Source organism: Deinococcus carri (assembly GCF_039545055.1).
Classification (GTDB): domain Bacteria; phylum Deinococcota; class Deinococci; order Deinococcales; family Deinococcaceae; genus Deinococcus; species Deinococcus carri.
Genome location: NZ_BAABRP010000001.1, coordinates 958,439 through 980,768 on the forward strand (window position 1 = coordinate 958,439; position 22,330 = coordinate 980,768).

The window sequence follows — 22,330 nt, forward strand, 5'->3', positions numbered from 1 at the left end:
TACTCGGTTCAATTCAACCAGTCCCCCTCCTGCCGCAGGCAGGGCGGACCCGAGGAGTGTGAGGAGCGGTATGACCAGGTCCTGGCTGGCCCACTACGAAGAAGGCGTTCCCCGCGAGTTCACGCCGACGAACGACACGCTGCCCGACCTGCTGCGCCGCAGCGCCGAGACGTTTCCCGAGCGCACGGCGCTGAACTTTCTGGGGGCGAACACCAGCTACCGCGAGCTGTGGCAGGACGTGCAGCGGTTCGCGGCGGGCCTCCAGAAGATCGGCGTGCAGCCCGGCGAGCGCGTCAGCATCATGCTGCCCAACTCGCCGCAGTTCGTGGTGGCCTTTTTCGGCGCGCTGCTGGCCGGGGCCACGGTGGTCAACACCAGCCCGCTGTACGTGCCCGCCGAGCTGGAACACCAGCTCCGGGACAGCGGCAGCGAGACGCTGATCCTGCTCGACGCCTTCTATCCGCGCTACCAGAAAATCGCCACGCGGGTGCCGGTCCAGCGCGTGATTGTGACCGGGATTCAGGACGCGCTGCCCTTTCCCAAGAACGTGCTGTACCCCATCAAGGCGCGGCGCGAGGGCAGCTGGGTAAACGTGAAGGCGGGCGGCTCGGTCTACAGCTTCCGGGGGCTGCTGCGGGGCCAGGCCCCCACGCCGAAGGCCGTCACCCTGCGCCCGGACGACGTGGCGCTGCTGCAATACACCGGGGGCACCACCGGTGTGCCCAAGGGCGCGATGCTCACGCACCACAACCTCGTCGCCAACGCCGAGCAGTCGCGGGCCTGGATGACGGACCTCAAGCCGGGGCAGGAGGTGACGCTGGCGGCCATCCCGTTCTTCCACGTGTACGGCATGACGGTGGGCATGAACCTCAGCATGTTGACCGGCGCGACGCTGGTGCTGGTGCCCAACGCCCGCGACATCAAAATGGTGCTGGGGCAGATCCAGGCGAGCGGGGCGACCCTCTTTCCGGGCGTGCCCACGCTGTACAACGCGATCAACAACCACCCCGACACGCCCAGCTTCGACCTGACCACCATCCGCGCCTGCATCAGCGGCAGCGCGCCCCTGCCGCTGGAAACCGCGCGCAAGTTCCGGCAGATCACGGGCGGGGCGAACCTGGTGGAGGGCTACGGCCTCACCGAATCCAGCCCGGTCACGCACGTCAACCCCATTTTCGGGGATCAGCGCGAGGGCAGCATCGGCCTGCCGCTGCCGGGGGTGGACGCGATGGTGGCGGGCGAGGACGGCCAGCCCCTCCCCAGCGGCGAGATCGGCGAGCTGTGGGTGGCTGGCCCCAACATCATGAAGGGCTACTGGCAGCGCCCCGACGAGACGGCCAAGGTGTTGCGGGAGGCGCACGGCCAGACCTGGCTGCTGACCGGCGATATGGCCGTGATGGACGAGGACGGCTATTTCCGCATCGTGGACCGCAAAAAGGACCTGATCATTGCGGGCGGCCACAACATCTACCCGCGCGAGGTGGAGGAGGTGCTGTACACGCACCCGGCCGTGCTGGAGGCCGCCGCCGTGGGCCTGCCCGACCCCTACCGCGGCGAGACGGTCCACGCGGTGGTGGCCCTCAAGCCGGACATGACCGCGACCGAGGCCGAGATCATCGCGCACTGCCGCGCGAACCTCAGCTCCTACAAGGCCCCGCGCAGCGTGGAGTTTCGCAGCGAGCTGCCCAAGTCGGCGGCCCTGAAGGTGCTGCGCCGCCAACTGGCCGAGGAGGCGCGGGCGGCGCAGCAGCCCAGCAAGGCGGGCTGAGACGAAATCCGGTTGAGCGGTGATGCCATCACGGCGAAACCCGACCGGAAGGACTCGCAGAGCTGAGCCGCAGAGAAGGAACAGGGCCGGAAGCCGTATGACCCCCACCCCTCCCCACCCCCGCCGCGTGCGGGGGTTTCTCATGGTGTTCCCAGCGGGAAGCAGGTGCGGCCCAGGCGGCGGCTGCATTATCATGGTGCTTATGGCGTATACCATCCTCGTCGCGGACGACGAACCGGCCATCCGGACCATGCTGGAGGTCATTCTGTCGGCGGACGGGCACGAGATCGTCACGGTGCCGGACGGCCGGGCGGCACTGGAGTACCTGCGCGAGCACACACCCGACGCGATGCTGCTCGACGTGAAGATGCCGCATATGGACGGCTTCGAGATCTGCTCGCGGGTCAAGCGAGTCAAGCGGCTGCGGCAGTCGGCCGTGCTGCTGCTGACCGGCTTCGACGACGACCAGACCCGTGACCAGGCCAAGCTGGTTGGCGCGGACGACCTGGTGTACAAGCCGCTCAGCGGCAAGAACCTGCGCGGGCGCGTCAATCAACTGATCGAGGCGCGGCGGCGGTGACCATGCCCCGCCCCGCCCACACCAAACCCTGCATTTCAAAGGAGGAAACCGCTTGTTTCTGAGGTTTCTGAAGTTCACTGGGGCGCTGCTGCTGGCGGGCGGGGTGGCCGCCGCCGGGGTGGGAGCCACCTACGTCACCAAATGGACGCGCGAACTGCCCGACTACCGCCAGCTCGACAACCTGAGCCTGGGGGCCGAGACGCGGGTCTTCGCCCGCGACAGCACGCCGCTGGGAACGCTGGTGCCCAAGATCGGGGAGCAGGCCATCAGCCGCACGCTGGTCCGCCTGGACGAGATCAGCCCCTTCATGACGGCGGCGCTGATTTCCAACGAGGACCGCCGCTTCTTCGAGCACTACGGCCTGGACCCCTATGGCATCGCGCGGCAGTTCCGCCGGGTCGCGCAGGGCGAGGACGTGCAGGGCGGCTCCACCCTGACCAACCAGCTCGTCAAGAACACGCTGCTGTATGACGAGTACAAGCAGGCCCGCACGCCCGACCGCAAGATCAAGGAATGGCTGCTGAGCGTGCAGGTCGAGCGCGCCTTTACCAAGGAAGAGATCCTGCGCGACTACCTCAACGCCATCTACTGGGGCGACGGCGGGCCGGTGGAGCTGTACGGCATCTACTCGGCGGCGCAGGCCTACTTCCGCAAGACGCCCAAGCAGCTCTCGCTGGCCGAGAGTGCCTACCTGACCGCGCTGGTGCCCAGCCCCAACCGCTACTTCAACTATCAGGGGCAGGTGCGCCCGGTGATGAAGACCCTGCTTGCCCGCATGGTCGAGGACGGCTGGGTGACGCAGGCCCAGGCCGACGCCGCCTGGCACGAGAAGCTGCAACCGCGCGGCTGGCAGATCACGTATGACGCCAGCGGCAATGTGAAGAGCGCCAAACTCGTCGACCGCAGCGCCAAGGAACTCAAGGCAGTCGTGACCACCCGCGCGCCGCACTTCATGGGGCAGGTGGAACAGGAACTGGTACGCCGCTTCGGGCGGGAGAAGGTGTACGGCTCCGGCGGCCTGCGGGTCTACACCACCCTCGACCCCAAGCTGCAAAGCGCGGTGGAGACCGCCAGCCGTGAGGCGTCATCCCTGGCCTACCGGGGCTTTCCGCCGGGGGCGACACTTGGGGCCGTGATCATCGACCCCTACACGGCAGAAGTGCTGGGCATGATCGGGCAGAAACTGAGCGGTAACCAGCCGCCCGCCGACTGGAACAACGCCGCGCAGGGCCAGCGGCAGGTCGGCTCGACCATCAAGCCGCTGCTGTACACCACCGCGCTCTCGACTGGCCTGGAACAGACCCACCGCGAGGAGGACAAGCCCATCGCCTTCCCCTGCGACACCTGCAAGGGCGGCGAGTACAAGCCGCAGAACTTCGAGGGCAACACCACCTACCGCAACATGACCATCCGCGAGGCGCTCGACCGCTCGCTGAACCTGGTCACGGTGCGCCTGGCCGACCGCATCGGCCTCCAGACCTTTTTCACCAAGCTGCGCGAGCTGGGCATTCCGCCCAACGACGGCACGGGCCTGGCGGCGGCGCTGGGGGCCATTGAGACGACGCCCGTGAAGATGGCGGCGGCCTACGCGCCCTTCGTGAACGGCGGCCTGTACCGCGCGCCCCGCTACATCACCCGCGTGACCACCGCGCGCGGCGAGGTGCTGTACGACGCCTCCAACGACCTCACCAAGCCGGGGAGGGTCTGGACGCCACAGACCGCCTTTCTGGGCCTGGACATGATCCGGGGTGTGGTGAACGACCTGACGGGACCGCAGGGGGGCCTGTCGTGGCCCGCCAAGTTCGGCAACTGGCCGGTCGCGGGCAAGACCGGGACGAGTAACGGCCCCAAGGATTTCTGGTTCGTGGGCACCACGCCCCTTTACACCGGGGCCGTGTGGGTCGGCAAGCAGCAGGGCGGCGAGATGCCCACCTACTACTACAGCGGCTACGTGAACGCCCCGATCTGGCGGCGGATGATGGAGATCGCGCACGCGGGCAAGACGCCGACGAAGTTCGCGGAGCCGCCCGGCATCCTCTACGCCGACGCGCCCGATCCGGGCTATCTCCCCGGCGTGAAGGTCGCCCTGCTCGACCCCCGCTTCAAGAACGTCACGACCGCTGCCGAGGAGGACGCCCCCGCCCCCGTGGTGTACCGCGAGGTCAACTGGGCACCGGGGGGGGCCGATCCCCGCACGACCGTCATCAACCTGGACCGCACCACGGGCCGCCTCGCCACCGAGTTCACCCCGCCCGAGAACGTGGTGCCCCGGCGGGTCGCCATCGAGGACCTGCCCGGCTACGCCCCCGACCCCGACCCCCAGCCCCTGCGCGACGAGCAGCCCGACCCGCAGGCCATCAAGGCCATCCGCTCGCCCGGCACGGCCCCGGCTCCCAACGCCAAGAACTGAAGGCCCCCCTGTCCCACCGCCCGTCTCCGGCGGTGGGATTCTTTTGTCGAGCTGAGGGCGCGGCGGGCACAGGCCGGGCACTTCTCACCGGGCTGTCACGCGCGGGGGCGGGCGCGGCGGGCATCATGCCGCACATGAAACGTGCGCCCCTGCTGACGCTGCTGCTGGCCCTGGGCACCCCCGCCGCCGACGCGCGCGTGCGCCTGGGCGAGCTGCTCCCGGCCCACCCCTGGACCTCCCCTGACCGCGAGGTGCTGGTGGTGTACTCGCACGACTGCGGCGACCTGGGGGACCTGTGGGGGGCCGTGCTGTCGGCGGGCCTGCCGGTGCGCGCCGTGAACGCGGAGGACGTGCCTGCCCCCGCCCCCAGGGGCGTCAACGTATGGCGCGGCCCGGAGGCCACCGCCTTTGCCCGCGCCCTGCGCGTCGGGGCCTACCCCACCGTGCTGCTGGTGCAGGGCGGCCGGGTGCTGAATGCCTGGGAGGGGAACTTCAGCGGGGACCTGGGGCTGGGCAGGTAGGCAGGACGCGGGGCGCAGTACGCAGGAAAGGTTCTTCCCGCGTACCGCCTACTGCGTCCCGCGCCCCTGCCGCCGCTTCTCCGCCTGCACCAGCCGCATGAACTGGGCGAGGCGGGGGGCGCGGTTCCAGCGTTTGCGGTCCAGGCCGACGCGCCAGATGAACTCCACGCCCAGCTTGCGCGTCCAGGCCGGGGCGAGGTCGGCCGTGCCCGCGAACACGTCGATGACGCCACCGCAGCCCAGCAGCACGGGGGCCGCCAGCACCTGCCGCCAGTACTGGTTGAAGATTTCCTGCCTTCCGGCCCCCATGCCCGTCAGGACGAGGTGCGCGCCGGACGCGCCGACCAGCTCCGCGACCCGCTGATCCTCACTGGAGTCGAAGTAACCGTGGTGGACGCCCGCCACCTGAATCCCGTAGTCGCGCATGGCGTTCTGCGCGGCCTGCTCCGCCACGCCCGGCCTGGCCCCCAGGAAAAAGACCCGCAGCTCGGAGCCGTGGCGCTGCATCAGCCCCTTCACGATGTCGTAGCCGGGGGCACGCGGCACCTCGCGCCCATGCAGTTGCCGCGCGGCCCAGACGATGCCCACGCCGTCGGCGGTCACCAGGTCGGCCTCCTGCATCGCCCGGACGAACTCGGGCTGCGTGCGCGACTGCACGATGAACTCGGGATTCAGCGTCACGACCGTGTGGGGACTCCGGGGCGCGCGGAACATCCACCCGCCCAGCCGGTCCAGGGTCTGCTCCAGGGTCACCACGTCCAGCGGCAGGTCGAACAGAGTCAGGCGCGCCTCGCTGGCAGAGGCGGCGGTCGGATCGGGTCGGGTCATGCGTGGCGGGGATTGTAACACGGGGGGGGTTAGGCGTTAGGGATTAGGCGCTAGGAAAAGATTCCACGTTTCCGCCTTCTGCCCGCCTATGGCAGACTGTGCCCATGATGTCCGGGCCATTCGGGATGCTCCCGCAGGAAGCGCAGGCGCAGGTGGTGGCCGCGGCGCGGGTGGGCCGCTGGGCGCGGGGGGGCCTGCTGTTTCATCCGGAGGACGCGGCCGAAACGCTGTTCGTCCTCACGCGCGGCAGCGTGCGGCTTTACCGCCTGGGGGTGGGGGCGCGCGAGGTCACGCTGGACGTGCACGGGCCGGGGCAACTGCTGGGGGCGGGGGCGCTGCTGCCCGGCGCGAGCTACGGCATGTACGCCGAGGCAATGGACGACGCCGAGGCGCTGCTGCTGGGCCGCGAGACGCTGACCCGCCTGATGCAGACGCACCCGGCGGTCGGCGTGGCCCTCACCGAGCAGGTCACGCGGCAGACGCGGGGGGTGCAGGACCGGCTCGCGGGGCTGGTGTTCATGGAGGTCTCGCAGCGGCTGGCGCTGGCGCTGCTGGCCCTGGCCGAGCGCGAAGGCCCCTGGCCCGACGGCGGCACGCTGGCCCTGCGCGAGCGGGTGTCGCACCAGGACCTCGCGCACGTGGTGGGCAGCACGCGCGAGACGATCACCAAGCTGCTGGGCGACTTCCGCTCCCGCGGCCTGCTGGACCTGGGCTACCGCCGCATCATCCTGACCGACCGCGCTGGGCTGCTCACAGCCGCCCGCGAGCCGCTGCGCTAACCATCGGGCAAGTGCTGTAGAATCTAAAGCGAGAAGGGGGGCCGGGCAGGCAGGCGGCCCACCGGACGAGGGTGGCATCTTGACCAGAAGCATTGCAGCGGCATACCGGGCGGGCGACCTGCCCGCTTTCTTCCGCCTCGCGCCGGGGGACCTGGAGGCGGCCAGGCAGGAGGCGCGGCCTGACGTGGACCGCGTCGCCCTGGCCGACGCGCTGCGGGCCTACCACCGCGACCTGGGCACGCTGGACGCGGGGCTGGAGGCACAGCTCACACGCCTGGCGAACCCCGCCTCGCGGGTAGTCGTGACCGGGCAACAGGCGGGCCTGCTGACGGGACCCGCCTACAGCGTCCACAAGGGGGCCGACGCCGCGCTGCTCGCCCGCTCCCTGGACCACGAGGAGGCCCCGGTCGTGCCGGTCTACTGGGTCGCCAGCCAGGACCACGACGCGGCGGAGGTGGCCTCCACCACCCTGCTCGACCACGCCGAGGAGCTGCACCGGCTGACGCTGGCCCTGCCGGAAGGCGTGCCGGTGGGGCGCGTGCCCTGGCGGGACGAGTGGACCGCCGAGGTGGAGGCGCTGTTGGGCCGCTTCGACACCGCCCCGGAGTACCGCGAGGCGGTGCGGGCGCGGGTGCGCCGGGCCGTGGGGGGCGGGGGCAGCTACGCTGATGTCTTCGCCCGGCTGATGCATGGGCTGCTCGCCCCCGCCGGGCTGGTGGTGCTGGACCCCCTGCACCCCGCCCTTGCCCGGCTGATGGCCCCCACCCTGGCCCGCGAACTGGAGCGCCCGCTGGCTGGCCCGGAGTGCATCGAGGCGGCGGCGGCGCGGCTGGAGGAGGCGGGCTTCGTGCCCCAGCTTCGCCGCCCGGCCGGCGCGACGAACCTCTTTCTGGAGGAGGAGGACGGCCAGCGGCGGCTCCTGCGCTTCGACGGGCGGGGATTCAGCACCGGGGCACAGACGTACACGCCGGGGGAGGTGCGGGCGCTGCTGGAGGCCGACCCCTCGCGCCTGACCCCGGCGGCGGGCCTGCGCCCGGCCGTGCAGGACGCGCTGCTGCCCACGCTGGCCTTTGTGGTCGGGCCGGGCGAGATTGCCTACGGGGCACAACTGCGGGAGGTCTACGCGCTGCACGGCCTGCGGCAACCCCTGCTGTGGCCCAGATTGAGCGTCACGTGGCTGGAGCCGAACGTGATGCGCCTGCTTGCGCGCCTGGGGGCGACGGCGGCGCAGGTGCAGGCCGACCCGGAAGGGGTGCTGGGGCGGGCGCTGGCGCGTGAACGGGGGGCGGAAGCGGCCGCCTCGGAGCGACTGACCGCGCTGGACGCCGAACTGCGTGCGCTGACGGAGGAACTGGCCGCCCTCGACCCCACGCTGGAGGGGGCCGCCGAACGCACCCGCCGCCGCACCACGGCCCGTGTCGCGCACCTCCAGACCCTCGCCGTGCGCGCCCTGGCCCGCCAGGAGAACGACCGCACGCGGCAGCTCACGCGGCTGAAGCTCCACCTGCTGCCGAACGGCATTCCGCAGGAACGCGAGATGAACTTCCTGACCTTCCTGCTCAAGCACGGCGAGGAACCGCTGCGGCAGCTGCTGAGCCTGCCGCCGGGAACGCAGGCGGAAGTGGTGCTGAGCTGACGGGGGAGCGGCCAGCCGCCAGCTTCCAGCGGCCAGCTCAGGGCACCGGCTCGGGGTCCGTTGCGCTCTCGCCGTAGTTCAGGCTCTCCAGCACGCAGAGGGCCAGGGCTTCCAGGGCGGTCTGACGTTCGGCGGGCCGGGGCGCGTTCAGGGCCGTGTGGAGGTGGTGGGCAACCTGCAGGTCCTTTTCCGTCAGGTCAGTCAGCCAGTGGCGGGGCTTGACCTCCCACCAGCCGCGCGTGGCGTACAGGGCGCGGACGAGGCGGGCGGCGGCATTCACCACGTGAAAGGCGTGCATGGGGTCAGCCTGGGTGCTGCGGGCCTCCACCACCTCGTCGAGCAACATGTGGCGCTGAAAGGGTGTCAGGGGCCGGGGCGTGGGGCCAGCCGCGAGGAGGGTGCGGGCTTCCTCTACCAGGGCGGCGAGGTCGGGGTGGTCCACCAGCACGCGGCCCTGCGCGAACATGGCAACTGAGGCGTGGTCCGGCTCCGCGAACATGGCCCGCACCTTGCGGGGCGGGTTGTGAAAGACCTCCACGGGCACGCCCTCCACCATGAGGCTGCTGCGCCAGCGGTGGTCGCCCTTCACCAGGGCGTGAAAGTCGAGGTCGCTGTGGACGTCCGCCTCTCCCCGTGCGGCGCTGCCGCACCACAGGACCGCATAGACGCCGGGTGTGGCGACGACGCGGGCGAGGGCGGCGGGCAGGGCGGCTTCCAGGCGGTTCTGGGCGGCATCGGGCATGGGGCAGGGTAGGCGAAAGCGTGGTGCTGCGGCTATGCGCCCTTTGCCTTACGCCGTCGCGTACTCTGTCACCGGCAGCCACTCCACCCGCACGCCCTCCGCGCCCAGCCAGCCCTCCACGCTGTAGCGGGCGCGGGCCAGCCCTGCCAGGACGCGGTGGGCCGTGGCGACAGCGTGGTGCAGTTCGGGCGTGCCGATATAGCCCGCCGCGTGCGCGGCCAGCAGCTCGTCGGTGTCCACGATTTCGGCGGTGAGGCCCTCGTGGACCAGGAGGTCGAGGTAGTGGTCGCGCACGGTCCATAGGTCGCCCGCGCGGGTGATAGTCGCCACGTCGATGTAATAGTCGTGCTCGCGCGAGCCGTGGAAGTCGTAGCGGCAGACGACCACGCCCAGGCGGGGCAGCAGGTGCGCCTGCCAGTGCCGGATGCGCGGATGGGCCACGAAGTCCCGCGCGACGAGGAGGCCGTGCGGGTGTTCGCGGTAGGTCCGCACCGGGCGAACGCCGGTGTTGGTGTGATGCTGGCGTGCCTGCACGTCATGCCGCTCCGTCTTGACCGGTTCCGCCTCGCCCATGCGGTAGCGTACCGGGTCAGCGCCTGCTAGGAACATGAAGTTCCCCTCAAGCGGGGCTTCATGAAGGCGTGGGCGTTACAGCACGGGCAGGGCGGGCAGACGGTCGAAGCCCTCGGGGACGAAGAGGCTGCCCTCGGTGGTCCCCTGGTCGGCCTGACGCTCCAGGGCGGCTTCCAGGGCGGCGGCGCTGAGTTCTCCCGCCAGGAAGGCGCGGTGGGCGCGAATCACCTCGCGCACCTGCCCCGGCGTTTCGTGGACAAACTCCAGGCGGAAGTCGCGCAGCCCGGCGGCCAGCCAGTCTTGCAGGTGGCGGCCCGCGACCTGGGGGCGGCCCTCGAAGATGGTGTTGCGGCAGCCCACGTCGGCCATGACGGGGTGGGCGACGCCGCGCTCGTCGCGCAGGGCGACCCGGTGGGATTCGCAGGGGTGGCCGCAATTGGTGTAGTCGGTGCCCTCCGACAGAAAGCGGCAGAACACGCAGTGTTCGGTGTGAAAGACGGGGAGGTGCTGGTAGGCGATGGCCTCCAGCCGCTCCGGCCCCACCAGCGCGGCGAGGTCGGTGACCTGCCGGGCGTTCAGGTCGTGCGTGGGCGTGACGCGCTCCAGGCCCAGGTCCAGCAGGGCGCGGGTGGTCAGGACGTTGGCAGCATTCAGGCTGAAGTCGCCGGTCAGCGCGGGCCGGTCGGGCACGTCCTGCAAGCCTTCCAGCAGCCCGCCGGAGCGCACCAGCACCTCGGCCCCCAGTGACAGCAGGAACTTCTGGAGGTTCTGCTCGGTGGGCTTGAGGATGCGCGGGCTGGCGACCCGCACCTTCAGGCCCACCTCCCGCACACGCTCCACGCTGGGTTTCAGGCCGTACAGTTCGAGGTAATCGAGGGTGATGGAGTCGGGCCGTTCCGCCAGGGCGGCGTCGAGTTGCTCGGGCGTGCGGACGAGAACGTGGAGGCGGGGTTGTGGGGTGTGGGCTGTGGGTTGTGGAGCCTCTGCCTTCCGCCTTCTGCCTTCTGCCCCCAGCACCTCCTCCAGCCGGGGGATGATGCGGCGCTCGGGGGCCTGCCCTCGCAGAGCCGTGAGCTGCTCGGCGGCCTCGCGGCGCAGGGCGTTGAGCTGCGAGACGGGGAGGAAGCCGGGGCCGGAGAGGTCGGCGGTCAGGGCCGCCAGGTGGTAGCCCGTGCCGCCCAGCTTGCCCAGTTGCTCGCGCAGGCCCGCCTCGTCCAGGGCGCGGTTGCGGGCGGGCTGGAGGGGGTCGGGCAGGGTCACGGTGACGCTGCGGCCCCCCTCGTCCGTGAGGGTGAGGGCGGGAACCTCGCCCAGGTGCCCGCGGAAGTGGGCGGTGACGGGGCGGGTGTAGACCGGGTCGCCAGCCTCCAGCAGGGGGCGGACGCGGGCGCTCAGGCCGGGGTCCTGCGTGCGCCACACGGGGTCGCCAGGGCGCACACGGGCAGGGTCCACCGCGCCGCGCCCGAAGCGCAGTTCGGCCGTCTCGCCGGGGCGCACGTCCTCCACCTGCCGCCCGCGCTGCCACAGGCCGTACAGGAAGCCGCCCTCCTCGCGGCCTTCGGGGGCGCGCCAGTTGGCGGGGTCGAAGACCAGGCCGTCGCCGGGGCGCACCTCCTCCGACAGTTCGACCAGCACGCCGCGCTCGGTGGTGCCGCGCACGGTGCCCACCCGCACGCCGCGGTGCCGGGGCGCACGCCCACGCACGACCTGCTGATGGTTGGTGCCGCTCATGAAGTGTGGCCCCAGGCCCCGCGAGTACGCCTGCTCCAGGTCGCGTTCCTCGTCCGGCGTGACGCTGAGGGGCAGCCCCGCCCACGCCTCGTCCACAGCCTTGCGGTAAGCGGCGGTGGTGAGGGCGACGAACTCGGCGTCCTTATAGCGGCCCTCGATCTTGAGGCAGTCGATACCCAGGCGCACCAGCTCGGGCACCTGATGCAGCGCGTACAGGTCGCCGGGCGAGAGGAGGTAGCGGGCGTCACCCAGGTCGCGCTGCTCGCCGTCCACCAGCATCTCGTAGGGCAGGCGGCAGGCCTGGGCACACTGGCCCCGGTTGGCGCTGCGCCCGCCCCACGCCTCGCTGGAAAAGCACTGGCCGCTGTAGCTCACGCACAGGGCACCATGCACGAAGGTTTCCAGCTCCATGTCGGTCTGCGCGGCGATGCGGCCGATGTCCCGCAGCGACAGCTCGCGGCCCAGCACCACCCGGCTTGCCCCGAAGCGGCGGGCCAGCTCGGCCCCCTCGGCGGAGGTGATGCTCATCTGGGTGCTGCCGTGGATGGGGAGGTCGGGGCAGATGCTGTGCGCCAGCCGCGCGACCCCATGATCCTGCACGATCAGCGCGTCCACGCCCGACTCGGCCAGGTGGATCAGTTGCCGCTCGGCGTCCCGCAGCTCGCGGTCGAACACCAGGACGTTGAAGGTCACGAAGCCCTGCACGCCGCGCTCGTGCAGCGTCCGCATGATGTCAGGCAGTTCCTCGGCGCTGAAGCCCACCTTGGCCCGTGCATGGAAGCCCTGGCCCTGCGCGGGCTGCACGCCGAAGAACACTGCATCCGCCCCGGCCTCCACCGCGGCGCGCAGTTGCGGCCAGCCACCAACAGGACTCATCACTTCGGGTTTCACTCGGGCACGCGCCATAACGCGCCAGTCTAGCCGAACGCTGTCGGCCCGAGCGTGACCGGGGTTCGGATGGGAATGGGAAGTGGGGCGAGGGTGTTCTTACCGAGCCTGAACCCGCAACAAGAAGGGACCGGGATTTTACCCCCGGCCCTTCCCCTGCCACCCGTTCAGCTCTTGTTGTCTCCCCCGCTCTTCCCGCTGTCCTTCCCGCCGTCCTTGCCGCCACCGCTCTCGCTGCCGTTGCGGCGGCCGTCGTTGTTCTTGTCGTCGGCGCTGCCGTGGTTGCTGCCCGGTTTGGGGCTGTGGTCGCGCTCGCCTTCGTTGTAGCGGTCCTTGTGTGTCATGCGTCATGGTGCGCCCCGGCCCCGTGCGGGACATGAGCGCCGGGTCAATCCGGCTTGTGCCTGGCACGCAGGGCGGGAACGCCGCCGGGATAGGCGCTGGCCTCCAGACCGTCGGCCTTCAGGTAACGGGCGGCGAGGCCTGAACGCACGCCACGCTCGCAGATGACGACCAGCGGCCCCAGCTCCGGCTGCAGGCCGTGCGTGCCGTTCTCGATGGCGTTGAGCGTGACGGGCAGGACGGGCAAGGGGGTCAGGTCGGCCAGCGGCTCGCGGGCGCGCAGGTCCGCCGGGCGCAGGTCAATCAGGGTCACGCCGCCGGGCAGGGTCATGAGCCGAGTGTACGCCCGCACCATGCGTCCCGGCCGCCGCCTGTATGCTGGGACCCATGAAGGCCGATTCCCTGAAGGACGTGTCGCCCACCGAGGGCCAGCAGCGGGTGCAAGGAGGCGCGCTGCTGGTCGACGTGCGCGAGCCGAACGAGTACCAGGACGTTCACGCGCAGGGCGCACAGCTCCTGCCCCTCAGCGAGTTCGAGGCCCGCTACGCGGAACTGCCGCGCGACCGCGAACTGGTGATGATCTGCCGCAGCGGTGCCCGCAGCGCCCGCGCCGGGCAGTACCTGCTGGACCACGGCTACACGCGCGTCGTGAACCTGGAGGGCGGCACACTCGCCTGGCAGGACGCGGGCCTGCCGACCGAGGAAGGAGGCGCGTGATGGACGACACTGGAGCCAATCCCACCCCGCAGGCCGGGGAAGCGGCGGGCCTGCCCACCGAGGCGCAGGTGCTGGAGGCCCTGAAGATCGTCAAGGACCCCGAGATTCCGGTGAACGTGGTGGACCTGGGCCTGATCTACGGCGTGGACATCGCGCCGGGCGGCCTGGTGGACATCACCATGACCCTCACCAGCGTGGGTTGCCCGGTGCAGGACCTGATCCGCGCCGATGCCGAGATGGCGGTCGGGCGTCTGGACGGCGTGAGCGAGGTCAATGTCGAGTTCGTGTGGACGCCGCCCTGGGGGCCGGACAAGATGACCGAGGACGGCAAGCGGCAGATGCGGATGTTCGGCTTCAACGTGTAGAGGGCGGCCAGCTTCCAGCAACCAGCAAAAGAGATGCCCCGGCCTGAAGCTGGGGCATTTGCTTTCAGGTGAGGGGCACCACCTCACGGACCACGCGGGCGAGTTCGGTGTCGCCGTCGAGGAGGCGTGCGGGGGTGGCGGGGTCAGGGGTGGGCACCCAGACGCCCCGCCCGACGTACTTCCGGGCCGCACGCTGGGCCGCCCCGGCGGTCTGGGCGAAGTGCGCCCGGATGCGGCCCCCATCACGCACGACTTCGAGGACGTAGACGAACTGCGGCACGGCCCCAGTCTCCCCCATCCGACAAACGGAAGAAGCCCCCGCTCCAGGCAGGGGCTTTCTTGTGCTGGTTGCTGGCGGCTGGAAGCTGGCCGCTCTCCCTCAATCGTCCTGGCTGCGGGCGATGCCCAGCACGTTCAGCAGTTGCGCGAGGGCCATCGCGAAGCCCGCCACGTAGGTGAGGGCGGCGGCGGTCAGGACGGCGCGGGCACCCTGGCTCTCGCGGCCGCTGGTGAGGCCACGGGTATTCAGGTAGACCAGCGCGCGGCGGCTGGCGTCGAACTCGACCGGCAGGGTGATCAGGTGGAACAGCAGCGCCGCGCCGAACAGGAACACGCCCACCCAGATCAGGCCGGTGAAGTGCAGGAACACCCCTGCGAGCAGCAGCAGCGGCGCGAGGTTCATCCCCAGGCTCAGGGGCACGGCGAGCTGGCCGCGCAGCACCAGGGCGGGCATCCGCACCTTGTCCTGAATCGCGTGGCCGACCTCGTGGGCAGCGACGGCCAGGGCGCTGACGCTGGGCACGTGGTAGTTGGCTTCCGACAGGTTCACGACCTTCTTGATGGGGTCGTAGTGGTCACTGAGGTTGCCGGGGACGGCATTCACCGGCACGTTGGGGAGGCCGTTCTCGTCCAGCATCTGTCGGGCAAGCTGCGCGCCCGTCAGGTTGCGGCTGTTGCGGACGTTGCCCCACTGCCCGTAGGTCCGGCTCAGGTAGCCCTGGATCAGCAGCGAGGCGACGAAGATGATGAGGATCAGAAAGGTATACGGGCCGAAGAACATGCAGGGGCTTCCTCCTGCCCATATCTTAGCGTGCCGTACTCAAGTTTTATGAGAGGCTTTCCGGTGGGTTTAGCCTGGGCGAATGCCCTCCACCCGGAAGGTCAGGGCCGTGCGCTCCTCGTCGGCCACATCGAGTTTCAGGAAGGCGGGCTGCACGGTGAGGTCGAGGCCATCGCCCAGCAGGTAGCCGCGCGCAATCGCCAGGGCCTTGACGGCCTGGTTCACCGCCGCCGGGCCGATGGCGTGGACCTCGACCCGGCCCTGAGAGCGCAGCAGGGCCGCGACCGCCCCGGCCACCGAGTTTGGACGTGATTTGCCAGAGACGCGCAGGGTTTCCACAGCCGTAAGGCCCTCCAGAAAGCTAAGGATTCTAATCTAGCCGCCGCCGCCGCCGCAGCGCAACCGCCCGGCGGGGGGGTGGAGATACCCCTCCCGTCTATCCCGGTGGCCCCATGCGTCTGTACAGGCCCCAGCCACGAGCAGCAGCTTTATGCCATTAAATGAATATTTACTCAAGGGGTGGCCTCTTCCCCCCGACCGCCCCCACAGTTCTCCGCCCGCCTGTTCCGCCTGGAGGCCCGCGCATGACCGATGCCCAACGACCTGCCCATGACCGCCCCTTCTACCAGACGGGGGACAGCCTGTACCGCCAGTCCGAACGCTCCAGGCTCGAACCGCTTTTTCCGGGCAACTTCGACGAACTCGGGCACGACGCCTGCGGAATTCTCTGCAAGGTCCGCAAGACGGGCGAGGCCACCCACGGCAACGTGACGCGCGCGCTGGAGGAACTCGCGCACATGGCGCACCGCAGCGGCGAGGTGCGCGGCGAGGGCGACGGCGCGGGCATCCAGACCGACATCCCGCGCCTGCTGTGGAAGCGCTACCTCACGGAGGCGCGGCTGGACGAGGGCGTGGTGGACAGCGCCGACTTCTGGGTGGGGCATTTCTTCGTGCCGCAGGGCCAGAGCGTGCGCGAACTGCTCGACGGGCTGCGGGTGCTGGCGGGCCGCCTGGGGGTGCAGGTGCTGCTCGAACGCCAGGGTCAGGTGTACAGCCACGCCCTGGGGCCGATTGCGCGCCTGACCGAGCCGCAGTTCGTGCAGATTGCCGGGACCGTGCCGGGCAGCACCAACCATGAGCGCAACGCCACGCTGTTCGACCTCGCGCTGGCGCTGGAGCAGAAGTACCCGGTCCACGTGGTCAGCCTGTCCACCCACGCGGTCGTGTACAAGGTGCGCGGCAGCGCCGAACTGCTGCCCCGCTACTACCCGGAACTCTCGCGCCCCGACTTCATGTCGGTCGTGACGATCGGGCACAACCGCTACTCCACGAACACGCTCTCCACCTTCGAGCAGGTGCAGCCCTTCAGCCTGCTGGCGCACAACGGCGAGATCAACACCATCGACCGCCTGCGCAAGGAGGGCGTGCAGCTCGGCCTGCCGCTGACCGGCGGCTCGGACAGCCAGGATCTCAACCGGGTGCTGATGGGCTACATCAACGACCGCGGCATGAGCCTGCTGGAGGCGGTGGAGAGCGTGTTCCCGCCCGTCCTGAGCGAGGTGAAGGGCTTTTCCACGTCGCTGCAATCGGCCTATATCGGGCTGCGGGCGGGGGGCGGGCCGCTCGCGCAGGGACCGGCGGCGATCATCGCGCGGCACGGCAACGAGTGCGTCTTCTCGGTGGACGCGATGGGCCTGCGCCCGCTGTGGTTCGGGGAGACGGAAAAGGAATACTTCTGGAGCAGCGAACGCGGCGTGATTCCGCTGGGCAGCATGGTGGCCGACCCGCAGCCCTTCGCGCCCGGCGAGAAGATGGTCGCCTGCCTGTCGGGGGGCCGGGTCAAGCTGCATGCCAACGAGAACGTGCAGCGGCTGGTGCTGGAGCGCGTCCACGGCAAGGGCTACAACTTCGAGAACGCCCATGAGCGGGTGAAGGGGCCGCACCTCCCGGCGGGCGAGAATCCGCCGCTGCCCGAGTTCAGCCGGGCGCAGCGGGCCGCCTTCGGCTGGGAGCGCTGGGACGAGGAGTACGTGAAGGCGGTCGCGGAAAAGGGCGCGGAACCCATCGCCTCGCTGGGCTTCGACGGGCAGATGCCCGCCCTGCGCGCCGAGAAACCCAACCTCGCGGAGTTCTTCAAGGAGACGGTGGCAGTCGTCACCAACCCCGCCATCGACCGCGAGCGCGAGATCGAGCATTTCTCCACCCGCACCCTGCTGGGCCGCCGCCCGCTGCCCGGCAGCAGCGACGGCCACAGCGTGGACCTGCTGACCCCCGTCCTGGCCCCCACCGGGGCGGTCGCGGAGGCGTACGGCACGCTGACCGTGCAGGGCATCCGCGACGCCTTCCAGACCGCGACGCTGGTGCCCGCGCTGGGGGCCGGCGAGCGCCTGACGGACGCGCTGGCCCGCCTGCACGCGGAAGCCGTAGGGGCGGTGCGCGGCGGGGCCGAGGTGCTGCTGCTCGACGATACGGCGCTGTACGCGAGCGGTGAGGCGGCCCTCGACATCGCGCTGGCGGTGGGGTCGCTGGAACAGGCGCTGACGGCGGCGCGGAACGAGGAAGGCATCAGCCTGCGCCGCCTGACCAGCCTGGCGGTTCGCAGCGGGCAGATCCGCAACCTGCACGACGTGATGCTGCTGATCGGGCTGGGGGCCGAGGCCGCCGAGCCGACCGCCCTATATGCCCTCTACCCGGAGGCGGGGCACCAGCTCGTAGGCGGGCTGACCAAGGGCGTCGAGAAGGTGATGTCCACCATGGGCATCCACGAGCTGCGCGGCTACGGGCAGATGTTCAGCGCGCTGGGGCTGGCGGCGGACGTGACGAACACGCTGGGCGTGCGCGGCTTCTGGGGCGGTGAGAAGGGCTACACGCTGGCCGGGCTGGAGCAGACCTTGCAGGCCAGGCTCGCCAAGTTCCAGGCGGGCGGCGAGGGCATGGACCGCGATCAGCGCTTCAACCCGCGCGTGTTCAAGGCGGCCTTTGCCCTCGCCAACGGCGAGATCAGCCCCGCCGACTACCAGCAGCGCATCCGGGCGCTGGAGCAGGAGATGCCGCTCTCGGCGCGGCAACTGCTCACGCTGCGGGCACCGGAGGGCAGCGAGGCCCTGGACCCCGACAGCGTGGACCTGGCAGTGGGCGGACACAGCCTCCCGTTTGTCATCAGCGCGATGAGCTTCGGGTCGCAGGGCGAGACGGCCTTCCGCTCCTACGTGGAGGCGGCGCGGCGGCTGAACATCCTGGCGATGAACGGCGAGGGCGGCGAGATTCCCGCGATGCTGGGGCAGTACAACCACTGGCGCGGGCAGCAGGTGGCGTCGGGGCGCTTCGGCGTGAGCAGCGTGATGCTGAACTCGGCCCACGTCATCGAGATCAAGGTGGGCCAGGGGGCCAAGCCCGGCGAGGGCGGCCACCTCCCCGGCAAGAAGGTCAGCGCGAAGGTCGCCGCCGCCCGCCACGCCGTGCAGGGCACCGACCTGATCAGCCCCAGCAACAACCACGACGTGTACTCCATCGAGGACCTCGCGCAGCTGATCGAGGAACTCAAGACCATCGCGCCGCAGGCCAAAATCAGCGTGAAGATTCCGGTGACGCCCGGCGTGGGCACCATCGCGCTCGGCGTGGCGAAGGCGGGGGCACACATCATCACGCTGTCTGGCTCCGAGGGGGGCACGGGCGCGGCCCGGTCGCACGCGCTGAAGTACGCCGGAATGCCGGTCGAGTTCGGCGTGGCACGCGCGCACCGGCTGCTGACGGCCGCCGGGATGCGCGACCGGGTGGAGCTGTGGGCCGACGGCGGCCTCAAGACGGCGCTCGACGTGGCGCGGGTGGTGGCGCTGGGCGCGAACCGCGTGGGCTTCGGCACGCTGAGCATGGTCGCCATCGGCTGCACGATCTGCCGGGGCTGCCAGCTCGACACCTGTCACGTGGGTATCACGACCCAGGTGGAAACCGAGGAGGAGGCGAAGGCCCACGGCTTCAAGCGCTTCGTGCCGCGCGTGCTGCCGACCGAGGTGGACCGCCTGCACGCCTTTTACAGCGGGATTGCCGCAGAACTGCGCGGCCTGGTGGCGGGGCTGGGGCTGGGCAGCCTGCAGGAACTGGTGGGCCGCGCCGAGCTGCTGGCGGGCGAGACGGACGCGCTCGACCTCACCGAACTGCTCACGCCCGCCGAGGCCCCGGAGGCGTGGCAGGGCCTGGGGGGGCGCGTGATTCACAAGCCGCTGAACTACATGACCAAGATGGTCAGCGAGTGGGTCACGGACGCCATCGAGGACGAGGACGAGGAGGACGTGGTGTACCGCGACGGCCCGGTGCAGTCGGCCGAGCGGGCGCTGGGCACCCACCTCGTCGGCACGCTGACCCGCGACCCGCGCACCGCCCGGCAGGCCCGGCGCGTGAAGCTGCACTTCGAGGCGGGCAGCATTCCGGGCAACGGCCTGGGGGCCTTCAACAACGGCCCCGTAGATATTCAGGTGGACGGCGGCGCACAGGACGGCGTGGGCAAGAGCGCGCTGGGCGGCCAGATCGTGATTCTCAAGGGCCGCAACCACCAGGGCGTGCGGGTGGACGGCTCGGTGGGCAAGAGCTTCGCCTACGGGGCCATCGGCGGGCGCTTCTTCGTGCAGGGCAACGCCGACAGCCGCTTCTGCGTGCGCCTCTCGGGGGCGGACGTGGTGCTGGGCGGCGACCTGCGCGCCCCGGTGGACGACTCGCCCGGCGCGCTCGCCACCCGCGCCAACGCCAAGGGCTACGCCTTCGAGTACATGACGGCCGGGCGGGCCGTGGTGCTGGGCGACCCCGGTCCCTGGATTTGCAGCGGCATGAGTGGCGGCGTGGTGTACCTGCGCTTCGAGCCGGAGCAGGGCCTAGACGACGCGGCGCTGCGGCGACGCCTCGCCCGCGGGTCGAACGTGCAGATTCTGCCCCTCAGTGCGCAGGGAGCCGCCGACGTGCGCGAACTGCTGGGCCAGTACCACGAGCTGCTGCTGGCGAGCGAGCAACCCGTGCCCGCCCGCCGCGTGGCCGAGCTGCTGGTGAACCCCGCCGCGCACTTCCGCATGGTGCTGCCCGCCTCGCAGGCGGTGGATCAGACGGTGGCGACGGAGTAAGGGGAAGCAGCCAGCTTCCAGCGGCCAGCCCCAGGCCCCCGGCACTCACGCCGGGGGTTCCTGCCGCCTGCCCCTGTCCTGTACCCCACTCTTCTGCTCTGATGGGCGCATGACAGACGCGGTCCGGCTGACCCTCTCCATCCTCACCGGTGACTATGCGGTGGCGCAGCTCGCGCCCGGCTCTCCCCCACCCGGGTGGGCAATGGACGGCGAGCTGTGGGCGGTGACAGCCGCGCCGGGCGAGGTGAGTGTGGTGACGCTGGCGGGGCATGTGCCCGACGGCGTGCGGGCCGAGGGCGGCTGGGCGGCGCTGCGGCTGCACGGCCCCTTTCCCTTTCACCTGACGGGCATCCTGGCCGCCGTGCTGAACCCGCTGCGGGGGCGGGGGTGGGCATCTTCGCGCTGTCCACCTTCGACACGGACTACGTGCTGGTGAAGGCGGCGCAGCTTCCGCAGGCGGCAGCGGCCCTGCGGGCGGCGGGACATGAGGTGCTGGGCTGACATTTGAGCTGACATCCACCTGACCAGATGCTCAAGCTGCGCTGACGAGGCGGCCCCATGCTCCGGGGCGTGACGAATCCTGTCTCTTCTTCCGCCAGCCAGAGCTTCTGGCACCGGCTGCTGGACGCCAAGATCACCCGCCGGGGGGCGCTGGGCACGGCCGCCGCGACCGCCGCTGCCGCCACGCTCCCCGTGACCTTCAGCGGGGCGCAGGCGGCGGCGAACAACGGGGGGCCGGTGGGGGCCGGGGCGACCCAGGCCGACCCGCGCACCTACCCGCCCTTCCGGCCGATCGAGCCGACCGGGGCCGACACGCTGACGCTGCCCGAGCGTTACCGCTTTCAGGTCGTGGCCCCCTGGGGCGAGGTCTTTACCGAAGGTGGGCGCGAGATCGGCTTTAACCACGACTACGTGGGCTTCTTTCCCATCGACCTGCTGGAAGGCGGGAGCAGCAGCACCGACGCCCTGCTGACCATCAACCACGAGTACGTCAATGCGCTGTTCGTGGGCGGCAACACCAAGGAGCGCACGCGCGAGCAGATCGACGCCGAGATGAAGGCCGTGGGCGTGAGCGTGGTGCGGGTGCGGCGGGAAGGCGGCGGGTGGAAGATCGTGCCCGACCCGCGCAACCGCCGCATCGACGCCCTGACCGAGATCGAGCTGACCGGCCCGGCGCGGGGCAGCGCCGCGGTGAAGGGCGCGACCACGGTACGCGGCACGGTGGGCAACTGCTCGGGCGGCCAGACCCCCTGGGGCACGCTGCTGACCTGCGAGGAGAACGTGGACGGCTACACCAAGGCCTGGGCAGGCAGCGGCTACGAGGCCATGCACCAGGGCTGGGTCACCGAGATCGACCCCTTCGACCCGGCCTGGACGCCCAGGAAGCGCACCGGCATGGGCCGTTTCCGCCACGAGAACGCCGCCGTGACGGTCGCCAAAGATGGCCGGGTCGTCGTGTACATGGGCGACGACATGCAGGACTCGTGCATCTACAAGTTCATCAGCCGCGGGAAGTACGCGCCCGGCAACCGCGCCGCCAACCGCGACCTGCTCGCGGACGGCGACCTGTACGTGGCGAACTTCGGCAACGGCTCCTGGGTGCTGCTCGACTACGACCGCAACAAGAAGCTGCAAGAGGCGCGCGGCAGCGACGGCAAGGCGCTGTTCGGCGGTCAGGCGGACGTGCTGGCCGATGCCCGCGCCTCGGCCCTGGCGGTGGGCGGCACTCCGGTCGACCGCCCCGAGGACATCGAGATTCATCCACGCACCGGCGAGGTGTACGCCTCGCTGACCAACAACTCCAAGCACGGCAACTACTTCGGCCAGATCATCAAGTTCCGCGAACACGGCGACGACTGGACGGCGCAGACGTTCCTGTGGGACGTGTTCGCGGTGGGCGGCCCGCAAAGCGGCTTCGCCAGCCCCGACAATCTGGTGTTCGACCCCTACGGCAACCTGTGGATGGTCACGGACAACAGCGACCTGAGCAGCAACCCCACCAAGGCCTTTCACGGGAACAACGCCATGTTCTTCTTCCCGACCGAGGGGCCGAACCGGGGCCGCGCGTACCGCTTCGCCGTCGGCCCGGTGGATGCCGAGATGACTGGCCCAGTGTTCTCGCCCGACGGCCGCACGCTGTTCGTATCCATCCAGCATCCCGGCGAGGACAGCGAGAGCCTGGACAAGCTGCGCTCGAACTTCGCCGCGAAGCCCGGCAGCAATGTCCCGCGCCCCACGCTGGTCGCCATCGAGGGCTTTCCCGGCTGGGTGAAGGCGTGAGC

21 protein-coding genes are annotated in these 22,330 nt (G+C 70.6%); 12 read left to right on the plus strand and 9 right to left on the minus strand.

Translation table 11 applies throughout. From position 1 onward, the window contains the following. Positions 1-70: 70 nt before the first annotated feature. The 4 genes from ABEA67_RS04790 to ABEA67_RS04805 all read left to right on the plus strand — a co-directional run bounded on the left by ABEA67_RS04790 (position 71) and on the right by ABEA67_RS04805 (position 5,279). A complete protein-coding gene (locus ABEA67_RS04790; RefSeq protein ID WP_345461657.1) occupies positions 71-1,768 on the plus strand; it encodes a long-chain-fatty-acid--CoA ligase in 1,698 nt (565 codons plus the stop codon). Positions 1,769-1,961: 193 nt separating this feature from the next. After that, positions 1,962-2,348 carry a response regulator gene (locus tag ABEA67_RS04795; RefSeq protein WP_345461660.1) on the plus strand — a complete coding sequence of 129 codons (387 nt, stop codon included), beginning with the start codon at positions 1,962-1,964 and terminating at the stop codon, positions 2,346-2,348. A gap of 52 nt (positions 2,349-2,400) precedes the next feature. After that, a complete protein-coding gene (locus ABEA67_RS04800; protein ID WP_345461663.1) occupies positions 2,401-4,758 on the plus strand; it encodes a transglycosylase domain-containing protein in 2,358 nt (785 codons plus the stop codon). 125 nt (positions 4,759-4,883) lie between these two features. After that, positions 4,884-5,279 (plus strand): penicillin-binding protein, encoded by a 396-nt coding sequence (locus tag ABEA67_RS04805; protein ID WP_345461667.1) that lies wholly within the window; start codon positions 4,884-4,886, stop codon positions 5,277-5,279. 48 nt (positions 5,280-5,327) lie between these two features. Here ABEA67_RS04805 and ABEA67_RS04810 read toward each other — a convergent pair whose 3' ends face one another. Then, positions 5,328-6,107, minus strand: coding sequence for a WecB/TagA/CpsF family glycosyltransferase (locus tag ABEA67_RS04810; RefSeq protein WP_345461670.1), 780 nt, complete (start codon positions 6,105-6,107; stop codon positions 5,328-5,330). Positions 6,108-6,211: 104 nt separating this feature from the next. On the opposite strand from ABEA67_RS04810, the gene ABEA67_RS04815 reads away from it, so the two are divergent. Both ABEA67_RS04815 and bshC read left to right on the plus strand, forming a co-directional pair. After that, positions 6,212-6,886 carry a Crp/Fnr family transcriptional regulator gene (locus ABEA67_RS04815; protein WP_345461673.1) on the plus strand — a complete coding sequence of 225 codons (675 nt, stop codon included), beginning with the start codon at positions 6,212-6,214 and terminating at the stop codon, positions 6,884-6,886. A 79-nt stretch (positions 6,887-6,965) separates the two neighbouring features. Continuing rightward, complete coding sequence (gene bshC, locus ABEA67_RS04820; RefSeq protein ID WP_345461676.1) at positions 6,966-8,522, plus strand: bacillithiol biosynthesis cysteine-adding enzyme BshC; 1,557 nt, start codon at positions 6,966-6,968, stop codon at positions 8,520-8,522. Positions 8,523-8,559: 37 nt separating this feature from the next. On the opposite strand, the gene ABEA67_RS04825 is transcribed toward bshC, so the two are convergent. From ABEA67_RS04825 to ABEA67_RS04845, 5 genes are all read right to left on the minus strand, one after another. After that, positions 8,560-9,264, minus strand: a complete 705-nt coding sequence (locus tag ABEA67_RS04825) for a hypothetical protein (RefSeq protein WP_345461679.1) — start codon at positions 9,262-9,264, stop codon at positions 8,560-8,562. 48 nt (positions 9,265-9,312) lie between these two features. Further along, complete coding sequence (locus ABEA67_RS04830; protein ID WP_345461682.1) at positions 9,313-9,873, minus strand: DUF402 domain-containing protein; 561 nt, start codon at positions 9,871-9,873, stop codon at positions 9,313-9,315. Between the two features lie 39 nt (positions 9,874-9,912). Next, a complete protein-coding gene (locus tag ABEA67_RS04835) occupies positions 9,913-12,474 on the minus strand; it encodes a U32 family peptidase (protein ID WP_345461685.1) in 2,562 nt (853 codons plus the stop codon). A gap of 149 nt (positions 12,475-12,623) precedes the next feature. Beyond that, positions 12,624-12,800 (minus strand): hypothetical protein, encoded by a 177-nt coding sequence (locus tag ABEA67_RS04840; protein ID WP_345461688.1) that lies wholly within the window; start codon positions 12,798-12,800, stop codon positions 12,624-12,626. A gap of 44 nt (positions 12,801-12,844) precedes the next feature. Then, a complete protein-coding gene (locus ABEA67_RS04845) occupies positions 12,845-13,129 on the minus strand; it encodes a rhodanese-like domain-containing protein (protein ID WP_345461691.1) in 285 nt (94 codons plus the stop codon). Positions 13,130-13,185: 56 nt separating this feature from the next. Between ABEA67_RS04845 and ABEA67_RS04850 the strand changes: the two genes are divergently transcribed. Together ABEA67_RS04850 and ABEA67_RS04855 are read left to right on the plus strand one after the other, a co-directional pair. Further along, entirely contained in the window at positions 13,186-13,515 is a 330-nt protein-coding gene (locus ABEA67_RS04850) for a rhodanese-like domain-containing protein (protein WP_345461694.1), read from the plus strand. Then, positions 13,515-13,880: a metal-sulfur cluster assembly factor gene (locus tag ABEA67_RS04855; protein WP_345461697.1), complete on the plus strand. Its 366-nt coding sequence runs from the start codon at positions 13,515-13,517 to the stop codon at positions 13,878-13,880. The genes ABEA67_RS04850 and ABEA67_RS04855 overlap by 1 nt, the downstream gene beginning before the upstream one ends. A 64-nt stretch (positions 13,881-13,944) precedes the next feature. Here ABEA67_RS04855 and ABEA67_RS04860 read toward each other — a convergent pair whose 3' ends face one another. The 3 genes from ABEA67_RS04860 to ABEA67_RS04870 form a co-directional block, all read right to left on the minus strand. Then, on the minus strand, positions 13,945-14,160 hold the full coding sequence (locus ABEA67_RS04860) for a hypothetical protein (RefSeq protein ID WP_345461700.1): 216 nt from the start codon (positions 14,158-14,160) through the stop codon (positions 13,945-13,947). Between the two features lie 99 nt (positions 14,161-14,259). Then, the gene (locus tag ABEA67_RS04865) at positions 14,260-14,940 is read right to left on the minus strand and encodes a zinc metallopeptidase (RefSeq protein WP_345461703.1); all 681 of its coding nucleotides are present in this window, start codon (positions 14,938-14,940) and stop codon (positions 14,260-14,262) included. A gap of 69 nt (positions 14,941-15,009) precedes the next feature. Further along, positions 15,010-15,279 (minus strand): stage V sporulation protein S, encoded by a 270-nt coding sequence (locus tag ABEA67_RS04870; protein WP_345461706.1) that lies wholly within the window; start codon positions 15,277-15,279, stop codon positions 15,010-15,012. 245 nt (positions 15,280-15,524) lie between these two features. Between ABEA67_RS04870 and ABEA67_RS04875 the strand changes: the two genes are divergently transcribed. The 4 genes from ABEA67_RS04875 to ABEA67_RS04890 all read left to right on the plus strand — a co-directional run bounded on the left by ABEA67_RS04875 (position 15,525) and on the right by ABEA67_RS04890 (position 22,328). Next, positions 15,525-20,048, plus strand: a complete 4,524-nt coding sequence (locus tag ABEA67_RS04875; protein ID WP_345461709.1) for a glutamate synthase-related protein — start codon at positions 15,525-15,527, stop codon at positions 20,046-20,048. 109 nt (positions 20,049-20,157) lie between these two features. Next, positions 20,158-20,484 (plus strand): ACT domain-containing protein, encoded by a 327-nt coding sequence (locus ABEA67_RS04880; protein ID WP_345461712.1) that lies wholly within the window; start codon positions 20,158-20,160, stop codon positions 20,482-20,484. Further along, positions 20,436-20,549: an ACT domain-containing protein gene (locus ABEA67_RS04885; RefSeq protein WP_345461715.1), complete on the plus strand. Its 114-nt coding sequence runs from the start codon at positions 20,436-20,438 to the stop codon at positions 20,547-20,549. The genes ABEA67_RS04880 and ABEA67_RS04885 overlap by 49 nt, the downstream gene beginning before the upstream one ends. A gap of 69 nt (positions 20,550-20,618) precedes the next feature. Further along, the gene (locus ABEA67_RS04890) at positions 20,619-22,328 is read left to right on the plus strand and encodes a PhoX family protein (protein WP_345461718.1); all 1,710 of its coding nucleotides are present in this window, start codon (positions 20,619-20,621) and stop codon (positions 22,326-22,328) included. Positions 22,329-22,330 lie beyond the last annotated feature (2 nt).

Coding starts and splice junctions, on each gene's coding strand:
- ABEA67_RS04790 (WP_345461657.1), top strand. CDS start 71: ATGACCAGGTCCTGGCTGGCCCACTACGAAGAAGGCGTTCCCCGCGAG.
- ABEA67_RS04795 (WP_345461660.1), top strand. CDS start 1,962: ATGGTGCTTATGGCGTATACCATCCTCGTCGCGGACGACGAACCGGCC.
- ABEA67_RS04805 (WP_345461667.1), top strand. CDS start 4,884: ATGCCGCACATGAAACGTGCGCCCCTGCTGACGCTGCTGCTGGCCCTG.
- ABEA67_RS04810 (WP_345461670.1), bottom strand. CDS start 6,107: ATGACCCGACCCGATCCGACCGCCGCCTCTGCCAGCGAGGCGCGCCTG.
- ABEA67_RS04815 (WP_345461673.1), top strand. CDS start 6,212: ATGATGTCCGGGCCATTCGGGATGCTCCCGCAGGAAGCGCAGGCGCAG.
- ABEA67_RS04825 (WP_345461679.1), bottom strand. CDS start 9,264: ATGCCCGATGCCGCCCAGAACCGCCTGGAAGCCGCCCTGCCCGCCGCC.
- ABEA67_RS04830 (WP_345461682.1), bottom strand. CDS start 9,873: ATGTTCCTAGCAGGCGCTGACCCGGTACGCTACCGCATGGGCGAGGCG.
- ABEA67_RS04835 (WP_345461685.1), bottom strand. CDS start 12,474: ATGGCGCGTGCCCGAGTGAAACCCGAAGTGATGAGTCCTGTTGGTGGC.
- ABEA67_RS04840 (WP_345461688.1), bottom strand. CDS start 12,800: ATGACACACAAGGACCGCTACAACGAAGGCGAGCGCGACCACAGCCCC.
- ABEA67_RS04845 (WP_345461691.1), bottom strand. CDS start 13,129: ATGACCCTGCCCGGCGGCGTGACCCTGATTGACCTGCGCCCGGCGGAC.
- ABEA67_RS04850 (WP_345461694.1), top strand. CDS start 13,186: ATGAAGGCCGATTCCCTGAAGGACGTGTCGCCCACCGAGGGCCAGCAG.
- ABEA67_RS04855 (WP_345461697.1), top strand. CDS start 13,515: ATGGACGACACTGGAGCCAATCCCACCCCGCAGGCCGGGGAAGCGGCG.
- ABEA67_RS04865 (WP_345461703.1), bottom strand. CDS start 14,940: ATGTTCTTCGGCCCGTATACCTTTCTGATCCTCATCATCTTCGTCGCC.
- ABEA67_RS04875 (WP_345461709.1), top strand. CDS start 15,525: ATGACCGATGCCCAACGACCTGCCCATGACCGCCCCTTCTACCAGACG.
- ABEA67_RS04880 (WP_345461712.1), top strand. CDS start 20,158: ATGACAGACGCGGTCCGGCTGACCCTCTCCATCCTCACCGGTGACTAT.